This window comes from Candidatus Aminicenantes bacterium (genome assembly GCA_011049425.1).
Lineage (GTDB): Bacteria > Acidobacteriota > Aminicenantia > UBA2199 > UBA2199 > UBA876.
This window is the reverse complement of record DSBM01000139.1, coordinates 1-7,101: the sequence shown is the minus strand read 5'-3', so window position 1 is coordinate 7,101 and position 7,101 is coordinate 1. Positions and strand designations below refer to the sequence as shown.

Sequence of the window (7,101 nt, the reverse complement as noted above, 5' to 3'; positions counted from 1 at the left end):
TACCTTCAGGCAAGCAAACTCACAAGGTAAGAGAACCGGGCAAGAGGCAAGAGGCAAGGGGCGAAGGGCGAGGGGAGAACGAGGTATCAGGTAACAGGCGTAGGGGCGACCGGCCGGTCGCCCATGAACCGGGAAGAAATTCAAACCACGGAACACACGGAATACACGGAAAGGATTAAAAAGACAGGTGGAAGATGGTAGGTGTAGGCGGTTCGCGAACCGCCTGAATGGTTATGGGCCTTTTTTCTACCTTCTACGAGTATTCCCAAGCTCCCTGCCTGTCCTCCGCCCTTGGGAGGCGCTGCCGGGTCTGCTATAATATCAACATGTCGTCCGTAGCCGTGATCCTCAATCCCGCCGCCGGGGGCGGACGTTCCGGGCGCAGGCGCCGCCGGCTTGAGACTGATCTGCAACGTTCGGGATTGGATTGGGAACTGGTGGTTACCCGCAATAAAGCAGACATGCGCAGCCGGATCCAGGCATGCGCGGATACGGCCGCATGGTTGCTGATCGTGGGCGGAGACACATCCTTTCGCATTGCCGCATCGGAAATCCTGGACCGGCATCATGAAAAAAAGACGATCCCGCGACTGGCTTTTTTCGGGGCCGGTTCGGCCAACGATTTGACCCGGGGGCTGGGGATTCGCAATTTGCGCCACTTGTGCGGTCTGATCAGACAAAACCAGGTACGACAAATGGATGTGGGGTGGGTGCGCACCGAATCACCGCCGCGTGAACATTGTTTTCTGGGGTCGATGAGTCTGGGACTGGGGGTTTTGGTCAACCGCGAAATGGCGCGGACCCGGGGGGAATCCGGACGTCCGTTGGCCGCCTGGATCCCGGGAGCGGTTGCGCTGAGAAGGGTTTTTAACAGCCACGACCTGCCCATGGACCTTAGTGTGAATGGCCGGCCCGTCACCTGTTCCCTTGCCGTGGTCCTGAATGGCCCCTATTATGCCGGGGGGTTGCGGCTCGCTCCAGAGGCTTCCCCCTTTGACCACAAACTGGACCTGGTACTTTTATCCACCCGGGGGTGGCTGAGCACCCTGGTCGCCGGCGTCGCCGTTCTGGTGCGGAGGCGATTAAAGGCGGAGACGGGGAGCGACTGGAACTTGAAATCAAAAGAGACGTTCTCCGTCCAGCTGGATGGAGACGTGTTTCCCGCCGGACGTGCCTGTACGGTCGGTTTGCACGCGGCCGCTTTGAGCGTGGCCGCGGGGACGGAATAATGAGCATTATAAAAAGGGAATATAGATTGTCCGCCGGTCAAACCGGCAATCAGAGGAGGATTGAATGAAAAGAATCGCAACCTTATGTGTTTTGATGTTGTTCCCGGCGGTTTCGCTCCAGGCCGGTATCCAGTGGACGGCCAAGGTCGTTGCCGAAGATCAGAAAGGCAAGACCACGGAAATGATGACCGTGACTTCCGCCCAGGACGGAAATTTCCGCCAGGAATTTTCCAACGTACCCAAGCGTCAGCGTGACCAGTACGTGGTAGACGGCTACTGGCTGTACAAGGGCAAGGAAGGCATGCTCTACATTGTCGACCACAAAGAGAAGACCGTCACCCCCATGTCCCTGGAAGCGCTCCAGCAGGTCTTGCAGGCCCTGGGCCCCATTGTGCGCATGGAACTGGAAGACGTGGATGTCAAGGTAGAACCCCTGGGTACGGCTACGGTGCTGGGTTATCCCTGCACGCATACCCGGATCAATCGCTCATACACCATGAAGATGAAGGTCACGATTATCAAGAAAACCATGCGCATGGAAGAAGAGATGGAAGTGTGGGGCAGCACGGCCGTGCCCGCGTACAAATCCCTACAGGGAGATTTCATCCACAGGGGTTTCAAGACCGGCTGGGAAGACCTGGACAAAATGATCCAGAAGCAAATTGCCCAGATGCAGGATCTGGGTTTCCCCCTGAAGACCTTCACCCGTTCGAAGCAGTACAGCAAGAAGGGCAAACTGCAAAGCGATACCACGACCACCATGGAAGTGCAAAAGCTTGAACAGAAATCCTTTCCCGAAAGTTACTTCAATGTTCCCCAGGACTACGAAGTAGTCGAAAATCCGACGTTGACCGATGAAGGACCTGAAGAAGAAGGGGAAGAAGAGCAAGGCAAAAAGAAAAAGAAGTTCAAGTTGCCGTTCTGAGGGTTTGAACGGCAAAGGCGATCGCCCGGTCCGTTCGAGGGGCGGACCGGGGCCCGATCCCATGACGGGAGAATCATATGAAGAAAAGAACTGTTTTTTCCCTGTTGCTGGCTTTCTGGATTGTGGCCCCGGGATGTTCAGGCCTGGAAGCGGTTGTAGGCAAAGCGGATCGCAGCCTGACTCCTCCCGGCGATCACCCCACGGCCATGGCGTTTGACGGCGAACTCATCTGGGTGGCCGACAGCATCACTTTCAAACTGTATGGGCTGGACCCGGTGGATGGTGTGCAGCGCAAGACCCTCAACGCTCCGGGTTACGATCCCCGCGGCCTGGCCTGGGACGGTGAGGTGCTCTGGTACGTGGATGGCCGGGAAGGATGGATTTACGGCCTTGACATGGAGTCGGGCGTGGCACGCATGCTTCTGGAATCCAATTCAGCGGATCCCGGTGGCCTGGCGTTTGACGGCGAATTCCTGTGGTTGCTCGATCGCAAGGCCGGTCGCATCCTGCGCATCAATCGCCGCGACGGCATGATGCATGAAAACATTCCCGCGCCCGCCGCCCATTGTAATGACCTGGCCTGGAAGGATGGGTACCTGTGGGTGACCGCCGGGGATGACGACATGTTGTATCGCGTGGATCCCGCGTCCGGTGACGTGGTTACCTGGATTCCGGCGCCCGGGCCCTATGCCTGGGGGATCTGTTTTTCCGGTGACGACCTCTGGGTTGGCGATTACCAGCAAGCCCGCGTGCGCCGCGTCACATTGAATGACGACGCCTTCGTGCATCGCAGTCGCCCACGCGAGGTGGATTGGGTTGTGGCCGTGGATTTCCGCAATTTCGGCCCCGGTACGGTTGAGGCCCTGGACGCATGCATGGCCATTCCCCATGATCGGGATAACCAGGTATTGCTGACCCGGACCGCGTTTTCGCCTACTCCCTCGGAGATGGTGACCGACCAATGGAAACAGTCCTTTGCCCGCTTCCGGGTTGAATCCGTGGCAGCCGGCGAGCGTCAACTGGCTGAAATGCGGGTGCGCGCACGCCTTTTTCATACGGAATACATCATTTTCCCGGAACGCGTGGGGTCGCTGGCGGAAATTCCGGCTGATCTCAAGCCCTACCTGGCCGACGGCTTCAAATACGATATCACCCACCCGGTGATCCGCAAAGCCACGGTTGAAGCGGTCGGGAAAGAGACACGGCCGTACTGGATCATGCGCCGCATATTCAACTACATCCTGGAAAAAATCGACTACAAACTCAAACCCCTGGGGGGATGGAACCCGGCGCCGACGGTCCTGAAAAGGGGAACGGGATCCTGCAGCGAATACTCGTTCGTGTTCATCGCCATGTGCCGGGCCGCCGGTCTTCCCGCGCGCTACGTCGGTTCCGTGGTCGTGCGCAGTGAAGATCGTGGCCGGGACGAGGTATGGCACCGCTGGCCCGAGGTTTTCCTGCCCCGATACGGCTGGGTTCCGGTGGATCCCTCGGCGGAGGGCAACCGCGAGACTCCGGGAGGAATCGCCCGCCTGATCGGTACAGTGGGCAACCGCTACCTGATCACCACGGAAGGCGGCGGGGATTCCGAGTTCCTGGATACCTATTACAATTTCAAGGTTACCTGGCAAACCCGCGGCAAATGCCGGGTGGAGAGTCACACCTGGGGTGAATATACCCCGGTTTCAGAGGTTCCCGCACGCTGAGTCGAAGCGCGGCGTTTTTTTTCGTGACAAAAAGACGCCGCGCGCCGACACGCTTTCACTGCTCCCCGGCAAGTCCGGGGGAACGGCGGTATCTTTACAATTCAGCGATAATGGCTTCGGTCATGGCCTGCGTTGAAGCCGCCCCTCTCTCGAAAACATCAGGGGATCCCTTGAGTTTGAGCATATCGTAGGCCTGGACCCGGCCTTTTTCCACTACCCGGGCCACGGCACTGCGCACCCGCGAAGCCATCTCTTTTTCGTTGATGTGTTCCAACATCATGCAGGCGCTGAGCACCATGGCGATGGGGTTGACGATCGATTGGGTGTAGGCGGCGTATTTGGGGGCGGACCCGTGGGTGGGTTCAAATATGGCCACATCCTGTCCGATGTTGGCGCTGCAGGCGAAACCGAGTCCGCCCACCAGGCCGGCGAATCCGTCGGATACGATGTCGCCGAACATGTTGCCGCTGACGATGACACCGTAATCTTCGGGGTTCTTGGTGAGCCACATCATCTGGGCGTCGATGTTGGTGTTCCACAGGGCGATTCCCGGATACTCTTTCACGGTTTCCTTGGCGATGGCCAGCATCATACCCGAGGTTTCCCGGATCACGTTGGGCTTCTCACATACCGTCACGGATTTGTAACCGAAGTTTTTGGCGTGTTCGAAAGCGGCGCGTACAATGCGCTCGGTGGCATGCCGGGTGAAGATCCGCGTGGAAACGGCCAATTCTTCGCGGGGAGTGTCGGCGAACTTCTTGAACTTGGGATGAGAGGCCAGGGCCGCGTACACGTTTTCGGGCGGATTGGTCCACTCCACTCCTCCATAAAGGCCTTCCGTGTTCTGGCGGAAAATCACAACGTCCACTTCCGGCTCTTCCACCACTCCTCCCGGCCCGCGGCGGATGAAGTTGAGGGGATTGCCCTTGAAGGTGCGGCAGGGACGCATGCAGATGTCCAGGTTGAAGTGCTGACGCAGGCCCACGATGGGGCTGTAGTAAACATATCCCTTGTCCCTCAGTTCAGGAGCCAGTTCATTGGCCGCCTCGGACTTGGGCTTGGATGTAATGGCGCCGAACAGGCTGATTTTATGGGTTTCAAGCAGGTCCAGGGTGCGTTGGGGCAGGGGATTGCCCTCTTTGCACCAGAATTCCCAGCCGATATCGGCGTGGACATATTCAGCGTCGAATCCCACGGCGTCCAGAATGCGGATCGCTTCGGGAAGAACGACTTTACCGATACCGTCTCCGGGCATCGTTACGATGGTTCTCTTGGCCATTGTGCTTCCTCCTGGGTTTTTTCGTCCGGCAGGGACGGGTTATGTTGAAATCTTGGTTTTGATGAACGGGATCAGTCCGTTGTGTTCAAGGATCTCCATGACCGTGGGCGGGTAGGCCGGGAAACGAAAGTCTCCCCGCGGTGTTGAGATCACTCCGGCTTCCATGTCCACGGTAATGCGATCTCCATCTTCGATGGCGTCAACGGCTTCCGGGCAGCGGATCGCCGGCATGCCAGCGTTGATGGCGTTGCGAAAGTAGATGCGGGCAAAGGAACGGGCGATGATCACGGAAATACCCGCGGCTTTGATGGCCACGGCCGCCTGTTCCCGCGAAGAGCCCATGCCGAAATTTTTGCCCGCTACCAGGATGTCGCCCGCGGAGACCTTGGAAGTGAAATCCGGGTCCAGGTCTTCCAGGGCATGTTGCGCCATCTCTTCCGGTGTCATTTTCTGGTAAGTGTACTTACCGGGGAAAATGACGTCGGTGTTGATGTTGTCACCGTATTTCCACGCTGTACCGGAAAATGTGCGTTTCACAGGAACCTCCCGGGATGGGTGATTTCGCCGCTTACGGCCGAGGCTGCAACAGACAGGGGAGAGCCCAGATAGATTTCGGCTTCCCGGCAGCCCATGCGTCCTTTGAAGTTGCGATTGGCAGTGGAGAACGTTACTTCTCCGGGAGCCATGACCCCCTGGTGAGCGCCCAGGCACGGACCGCAGCCCGGATTGAGGATCACGGCTCCGGCGTCCACGAACACTTCCAAGAGGTTTTCTCTCATGGCTTCCCGGTAAACCTGCCAGGAAGCGGGAATGATGAGGGTGCGGACTTTGACCCGGCGACCCTTGAGGATGCGCGCCGCCGCGCGCAGGTCTTCCAGGCGGCCGTTGGTGCAGGTGCCGATGAGCGCCTGGTCGATGGGTGTTCCCGCCACCTTGTCAATGGGTGCGTGGTTGTCCACCGTGTGGGGACGGGCCACCGCCGGCGACATGGCGGAGACGTCGAATTCCACCACCTCAACATAACGACAATCCGGCTCCGAGTAAATGGGTTCAAAAGTGGAACGCGCCCGTCCTTTCAGATAATTCAGGGTGGTGTCATCCGCGGGAACGTAGCCGTTCTTGGCACCCATCTCCGCCGCCATGTTGGACAAGACCATGCGTTCCGGAAGGCTCATGGCCTTAACGGCATCACCGGAAAACTCGACCGCCCCGTAGTCGGCGCCGTCGGCCAGGATGCGGCCGATGATGTTCAAGGCCACATCCTTGGGTGTCAGGAAATCCGGCATGCGGCCCTGGAGTACGATTCGCATGGTGTCGGGGACCTGAAACCAGAGTTCACCGGTGGCCCAGATGGCGGCGACTTCGGAGCGTCCGATACCGGCGGAGAAGGCTCCCAGAGCGCCGTAGGTGGTGGTATGGGAATCACTGCCCACGATCAGTTTTCCGGGCAGGGCGAAACCCTGTTCCACGAACACCTGGTGACAGATGCCGTAATTGATGTCAAAGAAATGCTCGATACCCTGTTCCGTCACGAATGAGCGAATTTCCCGGTGGTTTGTGGCCGAGGATTCCTTGGGGGCGGGAATTTCGTGATCCAATATGATGACCACCCGCTCGGGGTAGCGGATTTTACTTGCACCGGTTTTGCGGAAGGTGGCCGAGATGGCCGCGGCGTTGTCATGGCTCATTACCCAGTCCGGTTCCACTGATACGATGTCACCGGCGCATACATCGCGTCCGGCCTTTTGGCCGAACAGTTTCTCAACAAAAGTTTTGCCCATTGCGCTCTCCTGTTGAACGGCCCACATTGTATTATATCCGTTGTGGGTTGTAAAGAAAGGTTCTCTTCCATTCCGTGTGGGTTTGGAAGTTTTTTTTGAAAAAATGGAAAAACTGCAGAGAGTACCCTCTCGGGCATAATTCACCGCTCACCACTTCGGTCCAGACCCATTGCGGTCTTCG

The 7,101-nt window shown here is 58.1% G+C and carries 6 protein-coding genes; 3 read left to right on the top strand and 3 right to left on the bottom strand.

Annotated features, from left to right (window positions below; genetic code table 11):
- Positions 1–227 precede the first annotated feature (227 nt).
- From ENN40_09420 to ENN40_09410, 3 genes are all read left to right on the top strand, one after another.
- A complete protein-coding gene (locus ENN40_09420; protein ID HDP95563.1) occupies positions 228–1,229 on the top strand; it encodes a hypothetical protein in 1,002 nt (333 codons plus the stop codon).
- A gap of 64 nt (positions 1,230–1,293) precedes the next feature.
- A complete protein-coding gene (locus tag ENN40_09415; protein ID HDP95562.1) occupies positions 1,294–2,154 on the top strand; it encodes a DUF4412 domain-containing protein in 861 nt (286 codons plus the stop codon).
- A gap of 77 nt (positions 2,155–2,231) precedes the next feature.
- The gene (locus ENN40_09410) at positions 2,232–3,860 is read left to right on the top strand and encodes a transglutaminase (GenBank protein HDP95561.1); all 1,629 of its coding nucleotides are present in this window, start codon (positions 2,232–2,234) and stop codon (positions 3,858–3,860) included.
- 94 nt (positions 3,861–3,954) lie between these two features.
- On the opposite strand, the gene ENN40_09405 is transcribed toward ENN40_09410, so the two are convergent.
- The 3 genes from ENN40_09405 to ENN40_09395 are packed head-to-tail and all read right to left on the bottom strand — an operon-like array spanning position 3,955 to position 6,920.
- Positions 3,955–5,139 (bottom strand): isocitrate/isopropylmalate dehydrogenase family protein, encoded by a 1,185-nt coding sequence (locus ENN40_09405; GenBank protein HDP95560.1) that lies wholly within the window; start codon positions 5,137–5,139, stop codon positions 3,955–3,957.
- Positions 5,140–5,178: 39 nt separating this feature from the next.
- Positions 5,179–5,676 (bottom strand): 3-isopropylmalate dehydratase small subunit, encoded by a 498-nt coding sequence (locus tag ENN40_09400; protein ID HDP95559.1) that lies wholly within the window; start codon positions 5,674–5,676, stop codon positions 5,179–5,181.
- Positions 5,673–6,920 (bottom strand): 3-isopropylmalate dehydratase large subunit, encoded by a 1,248-nt coding sequence (locus tag ENN40_09395; protein ID HDP95558.1) that lies wholly within the window; start codon positions 6,918–6,920, stop codon positions 5,673–5,675. Before ENN40_09395 ends, ENN40_09400 begins: the two co-directional genes overlap by 4 nt.
- Positions 6,921–7,101: the final 181 nt, after the last annotated feature.

Coding starts and splice junctions, on each gene's coding strand:
- ENN40_09420 (HDP95563.1), top strand. CDS start 228: ATGGTTATGGGCCTTTTTTCTACCTTCTACGAGTATTCCCAAGCTCCC.
- ENN40_09415 (HDP95562.1), top strand. CDS start 1,294: ATGAAAAGAATCGCAACCTTATGTGTTTTGATGTTGTTCCCGGCGGTT.
- ENN40_09410 (HDP95561.1), top strand. CDS start 2,232: ATGAAGAAAAGAACTGTTTTTTCCCTGTTGCTGGCTTTCTGGATTGTG.
- ENN40_09405 (HDP95560.1), bottom strand. CDS start 5,139: ATGGCCAAGAGAACCATCGTAACGATGCCCGGAGACGGTATCGGTAAA.
- ENN40_09395 (HDP95558.1), bottom strand. CDS start 6,920: ATGGGCAAAACTTTTGTTGAGAAACTGTTCGGCCAAAAGGCCGGACGC.